We start from the raw sequence: 24,035 nt of genomic DNA, 5'->3' as shown, positions 1-24,035 counted from the left end.
GATACTGATATACTGTGATACTGATATACTGTGCTGTGATATTTTTTATATGTGATATTTTTTATATGCTTTTGATATGCTTGTTTAAAATAAAGAGGAAATTATAACTAAATGTAGAATTAGAGTAAAGAAGTAGAGAAGAAATAAGGGACGGTTCATTTTTATAAGATTAATTGGCAAACATTAACACAAAAGAATAGTAAAAATATGAGGTGAAATATGATTAATAGAGAAAACGTAAAAGATGTGTTGACATTAGCTCTCCCTGCAGTGGGAGAGATGATTTTGTATATGATGATATGGGTTTTTGATACCATGATGCTTGGGAAATATGGGGGTAAATTGGCAGTTTCTGCAGTGGGATTAAGTTCAGAAATAATATACACTTTTGTTAATATTCTCATTTCAACCAGTATAGCTGTTGGAGTAACTTCTTTAGTAGCGAGAAGGGTAGGAGCAAAAGAATATGATGGTGCAGAAGAATATGCAACTTTGAGTTTAGTAATTTCAATTGGTATTGCATTGGTATTGTCTGCAATATTTTTTATATTTTCTAAAGAGATATTGGTAGTAGCTAAGGCAGATAATAGCATATTATCTCTTGGGGTAATATATATGAAAATTTGTTCAATAGGAATATTTTTTAGTATGCTGACTACTGTATTAAATGCTGTATTAAGGGGAACAGGAAATACGAAAACACCTCTTATTGCTTCTTTTATAATAAATTTAATAAATATTACATTAGATTGGTTACTTATTTTTGGACATTTTGGATTACCTAAGTTAGGAACAAAAGGAGCTGCAATAGCTACATCTACTGCAAATTTTATAGGGTTTTTATTTATATTTATTTATGTTTTTAAAAGATGTAAAATTAAGCCGAGAATTAAATATATTAAAAAGTTTAATATAAAAGAGCTAAAGGAACTTTTAACATTATCTATACCATCAGGGTTACAGGAGTCTGCATTTAGTATATGTAGATTGATTAATATGGTTATGATTATGACTCTTGGGGATATTGCATTTTCAGCAAACCAAATAACAACAACAATAGAATCATTATCATTTATGCCAGGTTGGGGATTTGCTGTTGCAGCAACTACTTTAGTTGGTCATAAGATAGGTGAAAAGGATTACAAAAAGGCAAAGGAATATGGTGATACATGTATATTTCTAGGTATGTCTATAATGGCAGTATGTGCAGTCTTATTTGTACTATTTCCTAATTTTTTAATCAGTCTATTTATAAAAGAGGATGAAATACAGGTAATTAAATTAGGAGCTTCATGTTTAATGATTGCTTCATTAGAACAAATACCTACTGCAATATCAATGGTGGTTGGAGGAGCACTTAAAGGTTCAGGAGATACTAGAAGACCTTTCTTAGTTGCGTTTATATCTAATTGGGTTATTAGATTACCTCTTATGTATTATTTCATTTATTTGCATAAATCACCAGTAACATATGTTTGGTGGATTACGGCGATTCAATGGACATTTGATGGTTCGCTCATTTTTATAATGTATAGAAGGAAGTTTAGTAAAGCTTACTAATAAGTTTTGTTGTTATCACTAGCTTTCAGTGATTTTTATGTCAAAAAGTTTAGTAAAACTTACTAATAGATTATATAAGCAATATATATAATTTTACAAAGTTAAAATATAAAAGGATGGTTGATAAAAGTGAGTATAAGCAAAATATCAACAATTATATTTGATGCAGGTGGAGTGCTTTTGTATATTAAGCGAAGAAGAAATGATATAGTTAAAGAGCTATTGTTATCAATGGGATATAACATTGATAGTATAAATAATGCTATTATGGCAGGAAATGAATTTGATGAAAAATATTTTAGTAACGAAGCACGGATTTATAATTGGAAGGATGAGAAAAATTGGTTAATAGGGCATTACAATGCTATAGCAAAATGTGTCGATGAAAAAAATGATTATTTAGCAGATAAATTGTTTATGTTAACATTTGACACGTATGAGTATGTTATTTATCCAAAAGTTATAGAGGTGTTAGAAACATTAAAAGATAATTATAAATTAGGTATAATTTCAAATGCATTACCAAGTTTGGATTGGGCGTTTGATACTTTAGGGATTAGAAAATATTTTGACAATATAATAATATCAGCGTATGAAGGAGTAGAAAAACCAGATGAAACTATATATTTTTCAGCAGTCGACAAATTAGGATGTAAATTTGAAGAATGTATTTTTATTGACGATAAAATTGAGAATGTACAGGCTGCTGAGAAGTTAGGTATGAAAGGATTTTATCTTGATAGAAAGGAGTATACACTGAAAGCAGTATTGGATTTATTGGATGACAAATTTGATGTTGCTTAATATTAATGACGATGCTTAATATTAATGATGTATGCCCAACAATATGTATGTTAAAGGAAGAAGTATTTCTTATGTGAATTCTATATTGATATAGCAAACAAGTTGCAGTTGAAATATTATAAGAATATGATAAAGGATGTGCTAACTAAGAAATATAAAGGTAATTAAATAGAAATATAATTGGTTCTTACCAAAGTTAGTTGAGAATCATTTAAGTAACGGTTTAATTTTATACGACAAAGCAAAATAAATTCAATTAAGTATGTAAAGAAACATATAATTGTTTAAGATGTAATGGTGAATTTACAAACATAGCTAACATGTTGTGCGGAAAGAACCAAATAATTGTTTAAGAGAGGCAATATGCGTAATGGTAAAATGTAATAAATGAAATTGGATGGTAATATAATTGTTCCAAAAGGGGGTGGGGTATAATGGAAAATAATACATCGGGGCATGGCAAGTTTGCAGAAGTACCAGCTAACGTTAACAAATGGAATTGGGGTGCATTTTGGTTGACTTGGATATGGGGAATATTCAATAAATCTTATATTGCATTATTGTCATTACTACCGATTTTAAATTTTATAATGCCATTTTATTTGGGGTTTAAAGGAAATGAATTGGCATGGAGAAACAATGAATGGTATGATGTTGAAGAACTTCATAAAACACAGAAAAAATGGAGTATTGCGGGTTGGATTTTTGCATTGATAGTTATTGCATGTATAGCTGGAAACGAAATAATTAAATATAATGAACTTAAAGAATCTGAAAGGATAAAGAATGAAATATTGTATATATTAAATAACAATAAAAAAGTTGAAGAGTTTATAGGAAAAGATTATGATATTATTACTCAGGGATACACTATGGAAATTAAAAATCAATATAAAGCGAGTGGATTTGTACTTAAATCTAGCAAAGGCATATTTTTTCTAAGATGTGAATTAAATAGAAATAATAAGATTGAAAGTATTAGAATTTCGATGCCTAATGATAATAAAAACAAGAAGAGTAAGAGTATGGATATATATCCATAATTATGAAGTTATAAAGAGTTTCCTCAGAGAATAATTTTTCAGAGGTAATGTTTAAACATATTATAAAGGATATTTTATTGATTCTACAAGACTCCCACTTCTATAAGTAGGAGATTGAAGTACGGATGTTTTGCGTTAGCAAAACGAGTTCACTGGGAAACGACTATGATTTAATATTTTACAGAAAATATACTTTGATTTTAGGGGAGAAAGTGGGGAAAATAATATGGCGACTTGGATTGCTCATTTGAGAATAGCAGAAAATATATTAAATAAGGGATATAATTTTGAAAAGATTCCTTTTATAGTAGGAAATATTGCTCCAGATTCTGGGGTGCCAAATGAGGATTGGAGTAACTTTAATCCACCCAAAAAGATTACTCATTGGATAGAAGATGATGGGACTATTAATGCTTACAAGTTTTGGGACGAGTATTTAAAATATCAGAATTTCGAAGTAAACATAGAAAGAAGCACAAAAGGTAACAATGATAGGGTGTCTTTTCTAATTGGATATTATATACATTTGATGGCTGATATAGAATGGTCAAAATTATATGAGTTAAAGAAAAAAGAAGATTTATATAAGCAAGGACTGAGTAGAGATACAAAATTTATTTGGACTATTAAAAAAGATTGGTATGGACTTGATTATTTATTTTTAAGTAAACATAAAAATAGTATATTTTACACACTATTTAAAGATATAAAAGAAATACCAGACTATCTCGATTATTTTCCAAGAGGAGCTTTTGAAAGACAAGTAAAGTATATAACTCAATTTTATTTAGGAGACAATGATGAAACAAAAGAAAATTTTGTTTATTTAACCGAAGAAGAGATGGACAATTTTGTTTCCCGTACAACGGAAATAATTGATAAAGATATAAAAGAAAAGATAGGAGGACTGTATGAAAAAAGATTTATTTGGCACAAAGAATGAGACTGCTTATCATTTTAAAGTGGGAGATTTTACATGTATTATTGTTAACGATGGATATGCAACTTTTCCAACCAAGGATTTATTTACAGGATTATCAGAATGTGAAATTGAAAAAGCTATATGCCAATATGGTATAGGTAAGTATGTTACTGAAATTTCGTTTTTGTGTTTATATGTTGATACAGGAGAACATAAAATAATTATTGATACAGGATTCGGAAAAGATTATGTTCAAACATCAGGTAATTTGGTTGAAAATCTCAAACAAAACGGCATAAATCCAGAAGACATAGATATTGTGATATTATCGCACGCTCATGAAGATCACTGTGGTGGTAATGTTGATGCTGAATGTAAACCAAATTTTCCTAATGCAAAGTATATTATATCTCGAAAGGAACTTGATTACTGCACTTCAGATGATATGCTATCAGATAATTGTTATGCCAATTTTATTGAAAAATATATTATGTCTTTGAAAGATAAATTGTGTATTATCGATAAGGATGAGGAAATCTATCCAGGTATAAAGCTGTTATTGACACCTGGGCATACACCAGGACTATTAGCAGTCCAAATTTCATCTAATGGTGAAAGTTTATTCTGTGTAACAGATAATATTTCCCACCCAATATATATTGAAAATCCAGAATGTTATATGAATTATGATGAAGATGTAAAAAAAGCAATAGAAACAAGGAAAAAGATTATGAGTATGATAGTTGACAACAATATGTTGACTTTTGCCTATCATTTTGATTTTCCGGGACTTGGTTATATTAAAAGAGATAAAGAAAGATATTTTTTGAAAAAAATATAGGGACGAAAATAGGGACGAAAAAAATATAGGGACGGTTCATTTGTTTTACTTGTTGCCTTGGCTTGTCCAATTATGTATAATTTTTTTAGTTAGTGAATAGTTACTTTTTTTAGCTTGATTTTAGTTTGCTTATTAGTTTAGTAAAATCGATAAAACAAGATGCTGGGTTGGGATAACATAGAATCAAAATGAAAGGAATGACAAAGATGAAATATAAGGTTGCATTCGTATGTGTTCATAATTCTTGTAGGAGCCAAATGGCTGAGGGTTGGGCAAAGAAATTAGGTGGTGATATTTTTGAAGTCTATTCAGCTGGAACTGAAAAATATCCAGAAGTTAAGCCACTTGCAGTACAGGTTATGGAAGAAGTTGGAGTAGATATGAGTGAGCATAAACCAAAATTAATTTCGGATATTCCGGAAGTGTTAGATATATTGATTACGATGGGGTGCAATGTAACATGTCCTTTTGTGCCTAACAAACATAAAGAGGATTGGGGACTTGTCGATCCTTCAGGCGGTTCTATAGATGATTTTAGGAAAACAAGAGATGTAATTAAGAGAAAAGTAGAAGAATTAATTGAACGTGTAAAAAATGGAGAACTATTGTTGAATTAAATTTAGGGGACGGTTCATTTGTTTTACTTCAATTTATTAGTTTGTCCTAATAAATTGAAGCTAGTAAATAATGAACCGTCCCATGTTTTTAGTTTTAAATTTTACATTGGCACTATAAATTACATTGACAGCATAAATATACTAGTATATACTTAGCTTGTACTAAGTTTGCTAAAATTAGTGTTAAAATTTAATATTTACGATTTTAGGTGCCTAGCTGTAGGTGAAAAGGGAATGTGGTTAGAATCCACAACAGCCCCCGCTACTGTATTTGATTACGAACCTTCATTAACCACTGAAATGCTATTAGCATTTTGGGAAGGGAAAGGTGAGGATAAATCATAAGTCAGGAGACCTGCCTAAAAACGTTTGACGTAAGCTTTCGGAGGGAAATGCTTATCCAAAATAGTGTTGGTTAACTATAGAAGATAAATTCTCGGCTTATGTCGAGAATTTTTTTTGAGTGAGTGTACGCAGCATGGGTATAGCCTAGCGGGTTAAGGCTAAGGGACAGTTCACTTTTTTATCTTTTTAGTTTAGTTGTTTTATAGCCTGTACTTTTAGTTTATCTGAATTTTTAAATGAGAGAATAAATATCGAGTGAACTCGTTTTGCTAAAGCAAAACATCGGTACTTTAGGCGGAGACTTTATTCCACCTGAACTAAAAAGCTTCAATCTCTCGCTTATAGAAGAGGGAGTCTTGGAGAAACGATAAATAATAAAAGTAGTGAAAATAATGAACTGTCCCAAATAAATAGAGAACTAGTGCAGATTTTTCTAAGTAAATAAAGTTAAGTAGCTTATTTACAAATACATTTTTTTCTTAATTGATTTGTAATTAAAAAAGTCTGCACTAGATTGTCTAGCTGAAACTAAAGACGTAAAAGTAATGAACCGTCCCCACAAAATAGCTGGAGCTAAGGAGGTAAAACTAATGAACCGTCCCCATAAAATTACTTTAGTAGTAATTTTAATGATTTTAGTATTGGTGTTAATGTTTATAGCAGCATTAGCTTGTGGTAAAGTTAATTTGCTTACTATTGATAAAGAGTTGGGTTCAACTATATTGTTCAAGGTAAGACTACCGAGAATAATTTTAGCTATTATTGTTGGTATGGCTCTTTCTGTAAGTGGGGTGGTTTTGCAGTGTCTTTTGAATAATCCACTTGCAGATTCTTATACACTTGGTATTTCATCAGGAGCTGCATTCGGAGCATGTTTAGCAATATATATAAATATTACTTATGATATAAATATTCCAACTCAACCTATGGCAATATTGTTTTCATTAATGGTGTTAATAATTGTAATTTGGATGGCAAAAAGCAAGGGATATTTGACAACTTCTAGTTTGGTGCTGGCAGGTATAATTGTTGGTTCTGTATGTTCAGCAGGTGTGAGTTTTTTAAAAGCATTAGCCGATGAAAATGCTACTGCCATGATATTTTGGTTGATGGGTAATTTAGCATCGAAAAGCATGAAACAGGTTTTATCATTAGGAATCGTGATTTTATTTGGTATAGCGATATGTATGTATTATTCTAAAGAATTAAATATTATGACTATGGGTAGAAGAGAATCTCTTTTAGTCGGAGTGAATTACGATAGAATTTATAAAACATTACTTGTTGTATGTACTGTTATGACAGCATTTTGTGTATCACTATGTGGAATAATTGGATTTGTTGGATTGGTAGTACCTCACTTAACTAGGCTCATGGTAGGAGCTGATAACAGAAAAATTATTCCTATAAGTACATTGATGGGAGCTTCATTACTTCTTGCAGCAGATACGATAACAAGGAGTGCACTTGCACATGAACTTCCAGTAGGCGTTTTAACTACTCTTATTGGGGGGCCATTTTTCTGTTACATATTTATGACTAAAAGAGTAGAATAAGTTTTTTTAATTTTATAAATGTGATTTGATAAATAGTAATGAACTCGTTTTGCTAAAGCAAAACATCAGAACTTCAGGTAGAGACTCTACTACATCTGAAGCAAAAGGCTTCAATATTTCACTTATACTTATATGAGTGGGAGTCTTATAGAATTAATAAATATTATATGTATGTGATAAATATTATATGTATGCGATAAATCTTATATGTATGCGATAAATCTTATATGTATGTGGGGATTAGTATTATGAAGGGTATTATGATTGATAATTTAACTGTTAAATATGGTAAAAGGGACATATTGAAATGCATTAATGCAGAATTTAAAAAAGGGAAAATGTATGGTATTATTGGACCCAATGGAGTTGGAAAAAGTACATTGCTTTCTGCAATCACAAAACTTATAAAGATTGAAACTGGAAAGGTATACATCAATGGTAAAGATAATAAAAAATATAGCATAAAAAATTTAGCAAGGGAAATTAGTTTTATGTCTCAAAGTTTTGAGTTGAAATTTCCATATACTATTGAACAAGTAGTCGCTATGGGAAGATATCCTTTTAGTGAGGGAAAATTAAATAGTGAAGATATCATACTTGTCGAAAAATCTCTTAAAGAGGCGAATTTGTATGATATGAGACAAAAAAAGGTAAATGAACTTAGTGGTGGAGAAAAGCAAAGAGTGTTATTTGCAAAAACTATGTGTCAAAATACTGATTTAATATTGATAGATGAAGGTATAAGCAATGCAGATATATATTACCAGATAAAGTTTATAAAGATTTTAAAGGATAAGGTAATTAAAGAGAACAAAACAGTTCTATTTATAATGCATGATTTGGCTTTAGCTAGAAAATTTTGTGATGAAATTTTAATTCTGAAAGATGGAAATGTATATGATTTTGGGACAAGCAAAGATGTATTAAATGAAGAAGTTCTTTATGATGTTTTTAATGTAAAGGGGAGATTTATAGGAAATGCATTGGAAATAAATTGATTATGGACTGAAAGGGGAGTGAAATTTACTAGTTTATAGTTTAGTATGTAGTATAAGTATTATAGTACGAATTACAAAATTTTCAATTCGTAATTTAGATTTTTAGCATATATATTAAAACGAAAAAATGCAGTATGCAGAGAGTTTTATAAGTGAATATTAATGCAAAATATATGATAGTAAATAGTTATAGTGCATATTACGAATCGAAGTATAAAATTTGATAAGTATATATCAGTATGTATAAATGATTATTTTTAGGGCTACTATGTAAATTTAAATATATGGTAGTGTAAAAAATATATTGCATAATAAATAACCAAAATATGTAAAGGGAGGCAAAATAACATGAAAAAGAAGTTAGCATTTAGTATTGTATTAATGGTTACTATGATTTTTTTACTATCAGCGTGCGGAAATGGTGGTACGTCTGATACAGGTAAGAGTAACAATACAAAAGAGGTTTCTGTAAAAGATAATGTAAATAAAAATATTAACAATGACAATGTAAAAGTAATAAAGTTTGTTGATGATATGGGGAAAGAGGTTGTTATGAAACAACCAGCAAAAAGGATAATTTCACTATATTCAGCACATACAGAGAATTTATTTGCATTAGGATTAGATAAAGAAATAATAGGAGTTAGCAAGAGTGATAGATTTCCTGAGGCTGTTAAAACAAAGAAAGCTTATAGTTTTAAAGATGATCCCGAAACTATAATTGCAGCAAAACCTGATTTAGTATTGATAAGAACAATGATAGCGAAGGGGTATCCTGATTTTGTTAAGGCACTAGAGAATGCAGGTATAAATGTTGTTACATTATATGTAACTGATTTTAACGATTTTGATGATTACATTAATAAACTTGGAATGCTTACTGGTAAAGAAAAAGAAGCAAAAGAAAAATTAAAAGAATTCCATAAGACTATTGATGAAATCAAAGCAAAGGCAGAAAAAATAACTAAAAAGAAAAAGGTATATTTTGAAAGCAGGAAGAAGAACTATCAGACTGCAACACCAAATAGTTTTGCTGGTACTGCACTAAAATTGGTTGGTGCAGAAAATATTGCAAGCGATTTAGAAGTTTCAAAAAAATCTTCAACTGTTGTTAGCTATGGTGAAGAAAAGTTGCTTTCTAAAGCTAATGATATTGATGTTTTTGTTGCACAAAAAGGTGTTATGAATAAAACAGTTAGCATTGATGAAATTAAATCAAGACCAGGATTCGACAAAATAAAAGCAGTAAAAAATGGTGACATTTATATTATTGACGAAAAATTGATATCAGCATCGAATTTTAGATTTGCTGAAGGACTTAAATTATTACAAAAGATGATCTATCCTGAGCTATATAAATAGTATTATCATACAAGTATTATATAGGGCGTTTAAAATAACAAGTATAACAAATCAAATTGTAATGTATATTTTGTGCCAGACGGTGAGAGAGATTTTGTTGATACAAAAGTATTTTATAATTTTTATTAACTCATAAAGTCATAAAGTCATCTCTCATTGTCAAAGTTTTATTGATATAATAGGGATTTTATAACTTGACAAGTATATATAGGAGACACGACGGGTTTAACTTTAAACCGAGGGAATACGAATTTTATAACATGATAAGTATATATAGGAGAGATAAATATGGCTAAAATTATGCTTCAAGGTACAGCATCTTCAGTTGGGAAAAGTATTTTGGTAACAGCACTATGCAGAATTTTTAAACAAGATGGTTATAGAGTTGCACCATTCAAATCGCAAAATATGTCGCTAAATTCTTATATTACTTTAGACGGCAAAGAAATGGGAAGGGCACAGGTTCTTCAGGCTTATGCTTGTGGATTGCAACCAGAAGCTTATATGAACCCAATATTATTGAAACCTACATCTGATAAAAAATGTCAGATAATAGTTAACGGTAAAGTATGGGGAAATTCTACTGCAATGGAATATCACAATATGAAGCTTAAATTTAAAGATATGCTTACAAAACAGTTTAATGAGATGGAGAAAAATTTTGACATAATAGTTATGGAAGGAGCTGGAAGTCCTGCTGAGATTAATTTACGCGATAGAGATATAGTTAATATGGGGATGGCAGAACTTGTAGATGCACCTGTACTCCTTATAGGTGATATCGATAAAGGTGGTGTTTTTGCATCATTAGCGGGTACAATGCTTTTGTTAAAAGATGATGAGAGAAAAAGAGTAAAGGGAACTATAATAAATAAATTTAGAGGGGATGTTGAAATATTAAAACCAGGCTTAAATATGCTTGAGGATATCATTCATATTCCATGTGCAGGGGTTGTACCATACTTCAAACTAACGCTAGAGGATGAGGATGGTGCTGTAGAATTTAATAAGTATATAAAAGGAAAGATAGATATTGCTGTAATAAAGTTACCACATATGTCGAATTTTACCGATATAGATGCACTACATATTGAAGAAGACGTATCGGTAAGATATGTATCTTCAAAGAATGAATTTGGTGTTCCTGACTTAGTTGTTGTACCTGGAAGCAAAAATACCATAGAAGATTTGAAAGCTATAAGAGAAAATGGATTAGAAGAAGTGATTAAAGAATATGCCAATTCCACAGAAGGTTTAATAATAGGTATATGTGGTGGATATCAGATGCTTGGCAATGTACTTAAAGATCCGTATAAAACTGAATCAAGCCTACAAGAAATAGAAGGTATGAAATTATTAGATATAGAAACAACTTTTGAAAATGAAAAGGTTATGGCTAGGATTGAGGGGGTTTTCAGTAGAGAAACAGCTAAATGTGCAAAATTTTCATTATTTGAGGGCAATATTTATGGATACGAGATTCATATGGGAAATTGTATATATGGAAATAATGTTCAGCCTATGTTTAAAATAACCAATAAAAATGGAAACAAAGTTGAATATATTGATGGAGCTGTAAATAGTAAAGGAAATGTGATGGGAACCTATATACATGGAATATTTGATGGAGTGGAATTTAGAGAATATGTTATTAACATGCTCAGAATTAAGAAAGGGCTTAAAACTAGAAAATCAGTTGTATACGAAAGTTTAAGAGAGAAAGAAATTGATAAACTTGCTGATATTGTAAGAAATAGTTTGGATATGGAATTTATATACAAAATAGTAGGGCTTAAAGATGCTTGAGAATCGTACTAAAACATTATTTTATATATGATGGATTTTTATCGATTCTATAAGACTCCCACTTCTATAATTAGGAGATTGAAGCTTTTGCTTCAGGGGGAGTAGGGTCTCCAACTGAAGTCCCGATGTTTTGCTTTAGCAAACCGAATTCACTTGCTAATCTACAGATATTTGCAATTTGTAAATATTTTAATAATTTACATATGTGTAGATAATTTGATTTTATATTATAAAGAACTCGTAGAGAGGAATTTCAATTATGTTTTATGTACTTGATATAATTGTTGCTGTAATTATTGATTGGATTGTGGGTGATCCTTATGGATTGCCTCATCCTGTTATATACATAGGAAAATTAATAAAATTATTAGAAAGAAATGGTAGAAAGGTATGTAAAACCGATAAGACATTAAAAATGTTCGGTGGATTAATAGTTCTTATAGTAATGAGTGTTAGTTTTGTTATACCGTTTAGTATATTATTCATAACAAAATCAATGCCAATAGTACATCATGTTATTAATATATTGATACTTTGGACTACTCTTGCATGTAAATGTTTAAAAGATGAAGCTAAAAAGGTGTTTAATTCACTTAATAAGGGTGATATTGAAGATGCAAGAATAAAGTTATCTTATATTGTTGGCAGGGAAACTAGCAATTTAAATGAAACAGAAATAATAAGAGCGGATATTGAAACCGTAGCAGAAAATGCTTCAGATGGTGTTATTGCTCCATTAATATTTGCAATTATAGGTGGAGCACCTCTTGCAATGATGTATAAAGGAATAAATACTATGGATTCAATGTTGGGATATTTAACTAAAGAATACAAGTATATTGGATTCTTTCCTGCAAAAGTTGACGACATATTTAACTTTATACCTGCAAGATTGACAGGAGTTCTTATGTGTTTGTGTGCACCATTGATTGGAGGAAATATTTTCAATAGTATAAAAATTATGCTTAGGGATAGAAAAAATCATAAGAGTCCTAACTGTGCATATCCAGAAGGAGCAGCAGCAGGAGCTATGGGTATACAACTAGGAGGGACTAATACTTATTTCGGTGAAGTTATATATAAGCCAACTATAGGTGATAAAATAAATGAATTAAAAAAAGAACATATTAATTATTGTATTAGATTAATGTATGCTTCAGAAAGTTTATTATTGATTATTTATTGTGGATATAAGTTTATCGATTCTATAAAATTCCCACTTCTATAAGTGGAGATTGAAGTGTTTTGCTTCAAGTGGAGTAGACTCTCCACATGAAGTCCCTATGTTTTGCTTTAGCAAAACGATTTCACTATTGGTTAGAGTAAATTGTTGAGGAGATGTTTTATGATACATGGTGGAGATGTTTATACAGATGGAATATTAAAAGGGATAGAATTATTAGATTATAGTTCAAACATAAATCCTCTTGGTATACCATATTCCTTTATAAATAATATTAACAGTGCTATCAATAATTTAGTTAGATATCCAGATATCGAATATAGAAAAGTTAAATATTCATTAAAGGAGTATACAAATGTATCGTCGGAAGAATTTTTTGTTTTAGGGAATGGTGCGGCTGAAATAATTGATTTGGCAATAAGTATGCTAAAAAGAATACTCATAGTTGTTCCTTCCTTTGTAGAGTATGAAATTAATGCAAAAAAATGGGGATGCAAAATCGAATATTCGCATTTAATTGAGAGGAATTATGACAAAACGTTACATGATTTTACATATGATTATAAGGATATACTGAATAAGCTTAAATATGTTGATGGTATTATAATTGGACATCCAAACAACCCAAACGGAAGTATTATAGATAAAGATGAATTTAAAAATATATTAATGTATTGTGAAAATAATGGGAAAATAATAATAGTTGATGAAGCATTTATCGAATTCACAGGAAATATTGATGATAGTTTCATAAGTGAAGTAGAGAAGTATAAATGTTTAATAATAATAAGAGCACTTACAAAATTTTTTTCCATGCCAGGTATAAGATTTGGATATGGAATAAGTAGTAATAAGAAACTTGTCGAATTAATCAAAATGAGACAAAACCCATGGAATATAAATGCTTTTGCTGAAGTTGCGGTTCAAAATGTGCTTAAGGATAAAGAATATATACACAATACTTTAGAATGGATTAGAGAAGAAAAAGAGTTTATGATTGATAAATTGAAAAGAATATATTTTATCAATAAAGTTTACAGAACAAATGTGAACTATGTATTGTGCGAGACTAAAAATATTGATTGCTATAAATTGTATGAAGAATGTTTAAAAAGAAATATTCTTATAAGGATGGCTGATAACTATAGAGGATTAGACAAATATTATGTTAGATTTGCTATAAAAGATAGGGAGTCTAATGTTAGATTTTTAAATGTACTTAGTAGTATATAAAAGTTTTTAATATTTCATTGGTTTTATAGATTCTAACTTTTATAAGTGGGAGGTTGAAGCTTTTGCTTCAGGTGGAGAGGAGTATCCACCTAAAGTACCGATGTTTTGATTTAGCAAAATGAGTTCACTTGTACATTAGGCATTTTCAAAAAAACTAGTTAGTATGCTAGTCTATTATGAATAAGTTAGTTGTGTGTATGAATAAGTTAGTTGTGTGTATGAATGAGTTAGTTGTGTGGTGGGGGTAAAATTTTATGAAGTCAATAATAATTTCGTCAAACGCCAGTGGTGGGGGAAAGACAATAGTTACATTAGGACTGATGAAGGCTTTAAAGAATAGAAATTATAGTGTACAGGGATTTAAGGTAGGACCAGATTATATTGATACAGCGTTTCATTCAAGGATAACAGGAATTGATTCAAGAAATTTAGATCTATACCTTATGAGTGAAGAGGGAATTAAGGCAAGCTTTTCTAGGGGAAAAGGTGATTTTGGTATTGTAGAAGGTGTAATGGGATTATATGATGGCAAGGGAATAGATGAAAGATATTCTACATATCACGTAGCTGAATTGCTGAATTTGCCTATTGTACTTGTGTTATCTCCTAAAGCACAGGTGGCAACATTATGTGCAGAAATAAATGGAATAATTAATTTTAGAGATGCAAATATTGCGGGTGTAATATTAAACAATATAAGCGAATCTTATTATAAGCTACTTAAGAGGAGTATAGAGGAAAATTGCAAAATTAAAGTGTTTGGATATTTGCCTAAAAATGACGAAATAGTTCTAAAAAGCAGACATCTTGGTCTTATTCAAAGCAGTGAAATATACGATTTAGAAAGGAAAATTGAGTTATGTGCGCAACTCTTAGAAAAAAATGTAGATATAGATGCTTTAATTAACTGCTTTAAACAAGCTGAAAAATATGAGGATACGTATCATATTGAGAATAAAGACATTAGAATAGGTGTAGCTAGAGATGAAGCTTTTAGTTTTTACTATAAGGAAAATTTAGAATTACTAAAGGAAGCTGGAGAAGTAGTGTTTTTTAGTCCTATGAGGGATAAAAAGCTTCCAGAAGACCTAGACTTTATATACTTTGGGGGAGGATATCCTGAAATATTTGCAGAGGAACTTTCTCAGAATAAGGATATGCTTGTAAGTATAAAACAGGTACTAGAAAATGGGACAAGATGTTATGCGGAATGTGGTGGGCTTATGTATTTGACTAAAGGAATATCTTATTCAACTGAAGAAACATCCGCACTGGATTGTTATTTTACAGAACAAAATTTAGTTGGATTTTTTAATGGATATACACATATGACTAAGCGTCTTCAAAACTTTGGTTATGCAGAGTTGAAAATAGTTAATGATAATGAATTGATACCTTTGGGATTAAAAATCAATTGTCATGAATTTCATAAATCTTGCGTGAATTTAGAAGAAAAAGTTATTTATAGTGTAACAAAAACAACATATGATGGTTCAGAAAAGAAGTGGAATTGCGGTTATGTAAAAAATAATACACTTGCAGCTTATGCACATGTACACTTCTTTGGAAATCTGAAATGGCTTGAATGTATGTTGAATATACCCAAAATAGGCTAGGGATGATGTATTAGGTACTGGGTACTAGGTTCTAGGACTAATCAAGTTTGACAGAGGGCTGGAGGGCTAGGCTACTAGTGCAAATTTGACATCTGCTTGCTAGTATTTGTACTCTAGGGACTATAAGGTGCTAGGTGCTAGATTGATTAAGTTTGATAGTTTATCGATTCTACAAGACTCCCACTTCTATAAGTGGGAGATTGAAGCTTTTGCTTCAGGTGGAGTAGAGTCTCCACCTGAAGTCTCGATGTTTTGCTTTAGCAAAACGAGTTCACTAGAGGGCTAGGCTGCCAGTACAAATTTGATATCTGCTTACCAGTATATGTTTCAGCTACTAGGGAACAGGTACTAGGTGCTAGGATTGATCAAGTTTGCTTATTTATAGATATATATTGTAATTATCAAAATATAGACTATGGAGGTATAAAGAAGTTAAAATGAGATATATTAGAGTTCCAATGGATATAGAAAAAAAGAGTTTTGAGATAATTGGTAAAGAGATGGGAAAAAATAATTTTAATGAAAGAGAACTTGCAATAATAAAAAGAACAATTCATACTACAGCTGATTTTGAATATAAAGACATTGTATATATAAGAGATGGAGCAATAGAAACCGCTCTTGAATTGCTAAAAAAGGGTACGACTATTTATACTGATACGAAGATGGCTCTTTCTGGAATAAATAGGACATCTCTAGAAAAATTAAATTGTAAAGTTGTATGTTATGTAAGTGATAAAGAAGTTGTAAATATTGCTAAAAAAAGAGGTATAACGCGTTCGATGGCTGCGATTGAAAAAGCTGTTAATGATGGAGTTGAGTTTTTTGTATTTGGAAATGCACCAACAGCACTTTTTAGATTAAAGGAACTCATTGAAGAAGGAAAAGCAAATGCAAAATTTATCGTGGGAGCACCAGTTGGTTTTGTTGGAGCGGCAGAATCTAAAAAAGAAATAGAAAAAGTTGATATTCCTATGATTACTGTTAGGGGAAGAAAAGGTGGTAGTACTGTTGCAGCTTCAATAGTCAATGCATTAATGTACATGCTTATAGAAAGATAAATATATATTGGAGTAGATGTTTATGTTGGATTTATATGTATATAGTAATGGTAAAAAATTAAGATGTGGATATACAACTGGTTCTTGTGCTGCAGGAGCAGCTAAGGCTGCGGCTTATATGTTATACAATACTTCTAAAATTACTGACGTAAAAATTGAAACGCCAAAAGGAACTCAGCTTTTTCTTCCTATTGAGAAAATAGTAAAAGGGGAAAACTATGTCGAATGTTGTATTGTGAAAGATGGAGGGGACGATCCGGATATTACAAATGGTATTGAAATATGGGCGAGAGCTGATAAAAAAGAAAGAGGATATTCATTAAAGGGCGGTAAAGGTGTAGGAGTGGTAATGAGTGATGGATTATATGTGCCCAAAGGGGAATATGCCATAAATCCTGTGCCAAGAAAAATGATAGAAGATGCAGTAAAAGATGTTTTACCTAAAAACAGAGGAGTTGAAATAACAATATTTGTACCAAAAGGAGAAGAAATAGCTAAGAAGACATTTAATCCAAGATTAAATATAATTGGTGGAATATCTATATTAGGTACGACAGGTATTGTTACTCCAATGTCAGAAGATGCTATGAAGGAATCTGTAAAATTAGAAATAAGAACTAAAGTAGCTAAAGGATATAAAGATATAGTGTTGGTATTTGGCAACATGGGTGAAGATATGGCAAAAAAAATTGATATAGATAGCGAAAAGATTGTTGTTATGTCAAATTATGTTGGATTTGCATTAGATTGTTGTACTGAGTTCAATATTAGAAAAGTACTAATTGTAGGACATATTGGAAAGATAAGCAAAATATCTGCTGGGTGTTTTCATACACATAGCAGAGTTTGTGATGTTCGATTAGAGGTGATTGCACTAGAATTAGCATTAATGGGTGCACCAACTGGACTTGTTAGAAGAGTTTATGAACAAAGAACTACAGAAGGAGCAGTAAATATTATACCAGAATACTATAATGATATTTATAAAAATATAGGTAATAAAATAATTGATAGAATAAAAATATATTCACATGAGAGTATTGATTCAGATGTTATTATGTATTCTATGGGTAAAGGTGTTTTATATAATAGCATGCATTAATATCATTCGAATGATTTTAATAAAATGCAAGCAATGCTATATGTTCTCTTCAATTCGTAATATGCAATATTTATATTTAATATACATATATTTTGTATTAATATTCACTATAAAAATCTCTACATGCTGCATTTTTCGTTGTAATGTATATGATAAAAATCTAAATTACGAATTGAAGATATGTTCTATTTAGGCATGCATTAATATCATTTTTTTATGTGATGAATTACATTGAAAAAGAGGTGATTTTTATGAGTAAAGTTTATGTAGTTGGATTGGGACCTGGCAATAAGGAATATATTCTTCCTAAAGCGATTAGTACCTTAAAAAAATGCGATTTAATTATAGGATTTAGAAGAGCAATAGAAAGTATCGAATTTTTGACAAAAAACAAGAAAATTGTAAATTCACTTAAAGAAATATTAAACATAATAAAAACTAACAATGATAAGAATATTGGCATTGTAGCCTCTGGAGATCCATGTTTCTATGGTATAACAGGATATTTAAGCAAAAATATCAATATTGATTTAGAGATTATTCCAGGAGTAAGTTCTTTTCAATATTTAATGAGTAAAATTTCTATGCCCTGGCAAGGGGCATATTTAGGGAGTATGCATGGTAGGAAAGAAGAATTTTTAAATTCTGTGAAAGAAAATGATATTTCAATTTGGCTGACAGATAATAAAAATACACCAAGCGAACTATGCAAAATTTTAATCGTAAATTCTATTGATGCTGTAATATACGTTGGAGAAAATCTCTCGTACGATGACGAAAAAATCATAGTTGGGAAAACAAGTGATATAGTGAATATGACGTTTTCAGATCTTTGTGTTGTAGTAATTAAAAGGTGATATGAGGTGAAAATTTGATTTATATAAGAGATGAAGAATTTATAAGAGGAAATTGTCCTATGACTAAAGAGGAGATTAGAATACTAAGTATTTCCAAAATGAAGTTAGATAGTGGTTATAATGTATTGGACATAGGAGCAGGTACAGGATCAATAAGTATACAAGCTGCAAAAATATGTAACAAAGGTCATGTAACTGCAATAGAGAAAAATGATGAAGCAATAGATATAATCAACAAGAATAAAGAAAAGTTTTCAGTAAACAACTTAAAAATATTAAAGGGAGAAGCAGTAGAATTGCTGAATTCTATAAATGAAACATATGATGCAATATTTATTGGCGGAAGTGGTGGAAATTTAGAGAAAATAATTGAAAGTTGTTATGCAAAGTTGAAAAATGGCGGTAATATTGTGCTTAATTTTATTACAATTAGTAATGTTTATAAAAGTATGGAGACACTTAAGAGGCTTGGGTTAAATGCTCAATGTACTCAGATTTCTATAAGCAAGACTAGAAATAAAACATATATGCTTATGGCAAATAATCCTATTTTTATTGTGAGTGCAGAAAAGGTTTAAATTTCAGAAGAACTTTTATCAATTTTACAAGATTATCACTTCTATTAAATAGGTGATTTTGGCTTTTGCCTCAGGAAGAGTGGAGTTTTTACATGAAATCACGATTTTTGGTGCTGACAAATCAGCATTTCTAAGTTCACAATACAGTAGAGTCCCGCATAAAGTTACGATTTTTGCTTTAGCAAAACAAGTTCACTATATGAATGGAGGTGTTATGTATGGCAAAATTGTATGGAGTAGGAGTTGGACCAGGTGATAAAGAGTTATTAACAATAAAAGCAGTTAGAATAATTGAGAATGCAGATGTTATAGTAGTTCCTACGGCTGTTGCAAATGGTAAAAGCATAGCATATGATACTGCAAAGGATTTTATAAATGAGGATACTTATGTGTTTTTTAAACATTTTCCCATGGGAGGGGCTGAACAGGAAGAAAAGATATTTGAAGCATTTAGGTGTATACTAAAATATTTAAAGGAAGATAAAAATGTTGTTTTTTTGACTATTGGGGATCCATTTATTTATAGCACATATATATATTTATTAAATTATATTAAAGAATGTGGTTATGATATAGAAACAATACCTGGAATTACATCATTTTGTGCTTGTGCTTCTGTTTCAAATGAACATTTAGTGATAGGTGATGAACCTCTAAAGATACTTCCAGCATCAAGATTGGATAGTATAAATGATGAAAAATTTTTAGTTATAATGAAAGTTTATAAGAATGAAAGTAATGTTATAAATTTTTTAGAAAAAAGGGGCTACGAGTATACATATATCAAAAGAGCAGGAAGAAAAGGACAAACTATATTGAAGAAAAAAGAAGACATAATGAATAGCTGTGATTATATGAGTTTGATTATTGCTAGAAAGAAAGGGGATTGAGAAATGCTTTATTTTATAGGAGCAGGTCCTGGAGATGTAGATTTGATTACTGTAAAGGGTAGAAAAATATTAGAAAAAGCTGATGTCGTAATTTATGCAGGATCATTAGTGAGTAGTAAGCATCTAGAATTCTGTAAGGAAGGCACAGAATTTTATAATTCTGCAAGTATGAATTTGGAAGAGATAATAAATGTAATAAAAAATGCTAATGAAGAAAATAAAACTATTGTTAGACTTCATACAGGAGATCCTTCAATATATGGTGCAATAAAGGAACAAATGGATGAACTTGATAAAAGTAAAATAACATATGAAGTTATTCCTGGAGTGAGTTCATGTACTGCAGCTGCAGCAGCAATAAAAAAGGAATTTACACTTCCGAGCGTAACACAAACACTTATTCTAACAAGGGTTGAGGGAAGGACACCTGTACCTAAAAATGAAGATTTGGAGAATCTTGCTAGAATAGGGGCGTCTATGGCAATATTTCTATCGATAGGCATGATAGATAAAGTTGTTAAAAAATTAAGAAAAGGATACGGAAGAAATGTCCCCATTGCAGTTATTGAAAGAGCTACATGGGAGGACGAGAGAATAATATTGGGAACTTTAGACGATATTGAAAATAAAGTAAAAGAAGCAGGAATTGAGAAATGTGCACAGATTTTAGTTGGTGATTTTATAGATTGCGAATATGATAAAAGTAAACTTTATGATAAGTATTTTACTCATATGTTTAGGAAAGGAAGTACTAGCACAGATTTTCCTAAGTAAATAAATTAGTTGAAGTAGCTTATTTACAAATATATTTCTTTTTTTGTTAATTTCACAAGAGTATCACTTTAAAAGTGATGTATTGTCAAAAGTGATGTATTGAAGAAATCTTCTACAAACAAATTTTACAAATTTCGTATTGAATAAATTACTCATAGCCACGGATTATAATATAGTTTCTTGTCCAACTTTTATGAGTAGTATATGCAGAAAGTACAGGATATATATTGCCACTACTGTGTTTCTTGTCGTGCAGGTTTTGAGATATGCAGATGGGACGGACTGTGTTCATTGTCCCACTTATATGAATAGTATATTTAAGCTTTCTGCTTTAGATAGAGTAGAGTTTTTACTTTAAGTGCCGATATTTTACTTTGACAAAACGAGTTTATTTAATTATTTGAGTGATTAAAAGAGAGTTTGTGTTATGTAATTTACATAATGCGTATGGATATAGGCGATTAATGGCGAATATGGGTGATAAATGATGAATATAGGTGATAATACCAAGTTAGCTATTATTTCTGTTACAAATAATGGAGATAGAATTGCGCATAAAATAAGCAATTATTATGATGCTGATATATACTCAAGGATGTATATTAAGAAAAATGGAATAAAAAAGATTGTGGCAAAAGCTTTTAAAAAATATAGAGGTATAATATTTATAGCTTCGACTGGTATTGCTATAAGAGCTATAGCTCCATTTTTGAAAAATAAAAGAGAAGATCCAGCGGTTATTTCAATAGACAACAGCGGTAAATATGTTATAAGTCTTGTAAGTGGTCATTTGGGCGGAGCAAATGAATTGTCTTTAAAAATTGCAAATATTATAGATGCTGAGCCAATAATCACTACTGCTACGGATAATTTGGGAATTATTGCACCTGATATTATAGCAAAAAATAATGGGCTAATTATAGATGATTTTAGAATTTGTAAACATATAGCTTCACTTTTGGTATATGGCAAAAAGGTACTGTTTATTGATGAAGATGAAATTATAAGACTTCCAGTAGGATATGTAGGTAGATTTAAATATGATGGGTGTGATTATGGTAAATGTGAATATAATAATAATAGATATATACATAATAATGGTGAATGCATAGATTATAAAAATGAGTATAAGGATAAAAATAAGGATAAAAATAGGGAATATGTAGACAAAAATAATGAATATGATTATGTATATGAAGATAATAAATGTGTATATAACTATTATGGAAAAATTGAAGGAGTTGTACTTATTACAAATAAATTAAATACGAATGATGTACTTGTAAGAGAAATTGGCAATATGCATATAGGCACCAATATTCCAATATTAAAACTTATTAGAAGAAATATAGTGTTGGGTATAGGCTGCAGAAAAAATTATGATAGTTTAAAAATGAAGGAAAATGTTCTTTTAGAATTGGAAAAGTACAATATTGATAAGAAAGCAGTAAATATTATTTCGACTATAGAAATAAAAAAGGATGAGAAAGCAATAATTGAATTAGCAAATTATTTAAAATGTAGCATAAATATTTTTACTGTAAATGAAGTAAAAAATGTTCATAAAAACTATATAGGTAGTGATTTTGTTGAAAGGGCAATTGGCGTAAGAGCTGTATGTGAACCGTGTGTTGAATTGACTAATGCACACTTATTGACTGGTAAAATAAAATGCGATGGCATGACATTGTGCTTGGGCAAAATTAAATCCAAAAGATTTAAAGAAATACTTTAGAAACATATATCGATATTATATTTGTAGATGAAATTAAATCCAGAAGGCGCAAAGGCACTTTTCACTACGTTAGAGTATTATGCTGGAATAAATTTAGTAAGAAAGGGGCAGTTGATTTGGCAAAGCTGTATGTAATAGGGTTAGGTCCAGGAGGAGTTGAGTATTTGACAATAAGGGCTAAAAAAGCGATCGAGGAAAGTGATATTATAGTTGGATATACGAAATATATACATATGGTTAGACCATTATTGGAGGGCAAAGAGATTTTTTCGACAGGTATGAGAGGGGAAGAAGATAGGTGCAGAAAGGCTATTGAACTTTCAAAAGATAAAATAGTCTCAGTAATAAGTACGGGAGATTCGGGAATATATGGTATGGCTGGACTAATTCTGCAATTGAAAAATGATAATGATGTGGAAATAATCCCTGGAGTGACAGCATCTTCATCAGCAGCTTCAGTACTTGGTGCACCTTTAATGCATGATAATTGTAATATAAGCTTAAGTGATTTAATGACTCCATATGAACTTATAAAAAAGAGAGTAGAACTTGCAGCAAAAGGAGATTTTGTTATATCACTATATAATCCAAAAAGCAATGGAAGACCACATTATTTAAGAGAATGTATGAATATTATCAGAAAATACAGGACAAGCAATACACCTGTTGGTGTTGTTAAAAATGCTTTAAGAGATGGACAGAAAATAAGTATTTTTACTATCGAAAATTTTGATGATAGTATTGTAGATATGCTTTCTATTGTAATAGTTGGTAATAGCCAAAGCTATATCAAAAACGGAAGAATCATTACTCCAAGAGGGTATAAGATTGAAAACCTGGGGACGGTTAATTAGTTATAGATGTCAATTAGTAAAATTTTTACATTCAATGAGAAAGATCCAAGAAAAAATTAGGGACGGTTAATTAGTTATATGTGCTAAGTAGGAAAATTTTACATACAAAGCAAAGAAAAATTCAGGAAAAATCACGTGCTTTTATGTATTATATGATGCTTAAGAATTGTACTAAAATGCTATTTTATATTTAATGGATTCGATTATTTATAGATATTAAGGCATTGTTTTGCATACAATCTTTTACATATAATGAATTAAAATAAAAAACTAGTTAATAAAAGTCAATAGTTTATTA

21 protein-coding genes and 1 riboswitch are annotated in these 24,035 nt (G+C 30.1%); all 21 genes read left to right on the top strand.

Going from position 1 to position 24,035, the window contains the following annotated elements; genetic code table 11:
* The first annotated feature begins 219 nt into the window (after positions 1-219).
* Positions 220-1,560 (top strand): MATE family efflux transporter, encoded by a 1,341-nt coding sequence (locus CLTEP_RS02265; protein WP_066822016.1) that lies wholly within the window; start codon positions 220-222, stop codon positions 1,558-1,560.
* A gap of 129 nt (positions 1,561-1,689) precedes the next feature.
* A complete protein-coding gene (locus tag CLTEP_RS02260) occupies positions 1,690-2,364 on the top strand; it encodes an HAD family hydrolase (protein ID WP_161938341.1) in 675 nt (224 codons plus the stop codon).
* A 434-nt stretch (positions 2,365-2,798) separates the two neighbouring features.
* Positions 2,799-3,407 (top strand): hypothetical protein, encoded by a 609-nt coding sequence (locus CLTEP_RS14605; protein WP_066822014.1) that lies wholly within the window; start codon positions 2,799-2,801, stop codon positions 3,405-3,407.
* Between the two features lie 226 nt (positions 3,408-3,633).
* Positions 3,634-4,350, top strand: coding sequence for a zinc dependent phospholipase C family protein (locus CLTEP_RS02250; protein WP_066822012.1), 717 nt, complete (start codon positions 3,634-3,636; stop codon positions 4,348-4,350).
* Complete coding sequence (locus CLTEP_RS02245) at positions 4,319-5,170, top strand: MBL fold metallo-hydrolase (RefSeq protein WP_066822010.1); 852 nt, start codon at positions 4,319-4,321, stop codon at positions 5,168-5,170. The genes CLTEP_RS02250 and CLTEP_RS02245 overlap by 32 nt, the downstream gene beginning before the upstream one ends.
* Before the next feature lie 206 nt (positions 5,171-5,376).
* Positions 5,377-5,787 (top strand): arsenate reductase ArsC, encoded by a 411-nt coding sequence (locus tag CLTEP_RS02240; protein ID WP_066822007.1) that lies wholly within the window; start codon positions 5,377-5,379, stop codon positions 5,785-5,787.
* Between the two features lie 190 nt (positions 5,788-5,977).
* Positions 5,978-6,164: riboswitch (cobalamin riboswitch) on the top strand.
* A 558-nt stretch (positions 6,165-6,722) separates the two neighbouring features.
* Positions 6,723-7,688, top strand: a complete 966-nt coding sequence (locus tag CLTEP_RS02235; RefSeq protein ID WP_161938340.1) for a FecCD family ABC transporter permease — start codon at positions 6,723-6,725, stop codon at positions 7,686-7,688.
* Between the two features lie 248 nt (positions 7,689-7,936).
* Entirely contained in the window at positions 7,937-8,686 is a 750-nt protein-coding gene (locus CLTEP_RS02230) for an ABC transporter ATP-binding protein (protein WP_066822001.1), read from the top strand.
* Between the two features lie 348 nt (positions 8,687-9,034).
* Positions 9,035-10,048: an ABC transporter substrate-binding protein gene (locus CLTEP_RS02225; RefSeq protein WP_066821999.1), complete on the top strand. Its 1,014-nt coding sequence runs from the start codon at positions 9,035-9,037 to the stop codon at positions 10,046-10,048.
* A 288-nt stretch (positions 10,049-10,336) separates the two neighbouring features.
* Positions 10,337-11,854: a cobyric acid synthase gene (locus CLTEP_RS02220; RefSeq protein WP_066821996.1), complete on the top strand. Its 1,518-nt coding sequence runs from the start codon at positions 10,337-10,339 to the stop codon at positions 11,852-11,854.
* Between the two features lie 259 nt (positions 11,855-12,113).
* On the top strand, positions 12,114-13,082 hold the full coding sequence (gene cbiB, locus CLTEP_RS02215; protein ID WP_066821993.1) for an adenosylcobinamide-phosphate synthase CbiB: 969 nt from the start codon (positions 12,114-12,116) through the stop codon (positions 13,080-13,082).
* Between the two features lie 117 nt (positions 13,083-13,199).
* The gene (locus tag CLTEP_RS02210; protein ID WP_066821990.1) at positions 13,200-14,270 is read left to right on the top strand and encodes a pyridoxal phosphate-dependent aminotransferase; all 1,071 of its coding nucleotides are present in this window, start codon (positions 13,200-13,202) and stop codon (positions 14,268-14,270) included.
* 254 nt (positions 14,271-14,524) lie between these two features.
* Complete coding sequence (locus CLTEP_RS02205; RefSeq protein ID WP_066821987.1) at positions 14,525-15,886, top strand: cobyrinic acid a,c-diamide synthase CobB; 1,362 nt, start codon at positions 14,525-14,527, stop codon at positions 15,884-15,886.
* Positions 15,887-16,323: 437 nt separating this feature from the next.
* Entirely contained in the window at positions 16,324-16,947 is a 624-nt protein-coding gene (locus tag CLTEP_RS02200; protein WP_066821985.1) for a precorrin-8X methylmutase, read from the top strand.
* Between the two features lie 22 nt (positions 16,948-16,969).
* Entirely contained in the window at positions 16,970-18,049 is a 1,080-nt protein-coding gene (cbiD, locus tag CLTEP_RS02195; protein ID WP_066821983.1) for a cobalt-precorrin-5B (C(1))-methyltransferase CbiD, read from the top strand.
* Positions 18,050-18,270: 221 nt separating this feature from the next.
* Complete coding sequence (cbiE, locus tag CLTEP_RS02190) at positions 18,271-18,906, top strand: precorrin-6y C5,15-methyltransferase (decarboxylating) subunit CbiE (RefSeq protein ID WP_066821980.1); 636 nt, start codon at positions 18,271-18,273, stop codon at positions 18,904-18,906.
* Between the two features lie 14 nt (positions 18,907-18,920).
* On the top strand, positions 18,921-19,484 hold the full coding sequence (gene cbiT / locus CLTEP_RS02185; RefSeq protein WP_066821977.1) for a precorrin-6Y C5,15-methyltransferase (decarboxylating) subunit CbiT: 564 nt from the start codon (positions 18,921-18,923) through the stop codon (positions 19,482-19,484).
* Between the two features lie 218 nt (positions 19,485-19,702).
* Positions 19,703-20,374 (top strand): cobalt-factor II C(20)-methyltransferase, encoded by a 672-nt coding sequence (locus tag CLTEP_RS02180; protein WP_066821974.1) that lies wholly within the window; start codon positions 19,703-19,705, stop codon positions 20,372-20,374.
* A 3-nt stretch (positions 20,375-20,377) separates the two neighbouring features.
* Positions 20,378-21,148 (top strand): precorrin-4 C(11)-methyltransferase, encoded by a 771-nt coding sequence (gene cobM, locus CLTEP_RS02175; RefSeq protein ID WP_066821971.1) that lies wholly within the window; start codon positions 20,378-20,380, stop codon positions 21,146-21,148.
* Positions 21,149-21,635: 487 nt separating this feature from the next.
* Positions 21,636-22,883: a cobalt-precorrin 5A hydrolase gene (cbiG, locus tag CLTEP_RS02170; protein WP_066821968.1), complete on the top strand. Its 1,248-nt coding sequence runs from the start codon at positions 21,636-21,638 to the stop codon at positions 22,881-22,883.
* A gap of 116 nt (positions 22,884-22,999) precedes the next feature.
* A complete protein-coding gene (gene cobJ / locus CLTEP_RS02165; RefSeq protein WP_066821964.1) occupies positions 23,000-23,737 on the top strand; it encodes a precorrin-3B C(17)-methyltransferase in 738 nt (245 codons plus the stop codon).
* Positions 23,738-24,035: the final 298 nt, after the last annotated feature.

This window comes from Clostridium tepidiprofundi DSM 19306 (assembly GCF_001594005.1).
Classification (GTDB): Bacteria; Bacillota; Clostridia; order Clostridiales; family Clostridiaceae; genus Clostridium_AC; species Clostridium_AC tepidiprofundi.
Note: the sequence above shows the minus strand (reverse complement) of the source record. Positions and strands in the feature narration are given on the sequence as shown.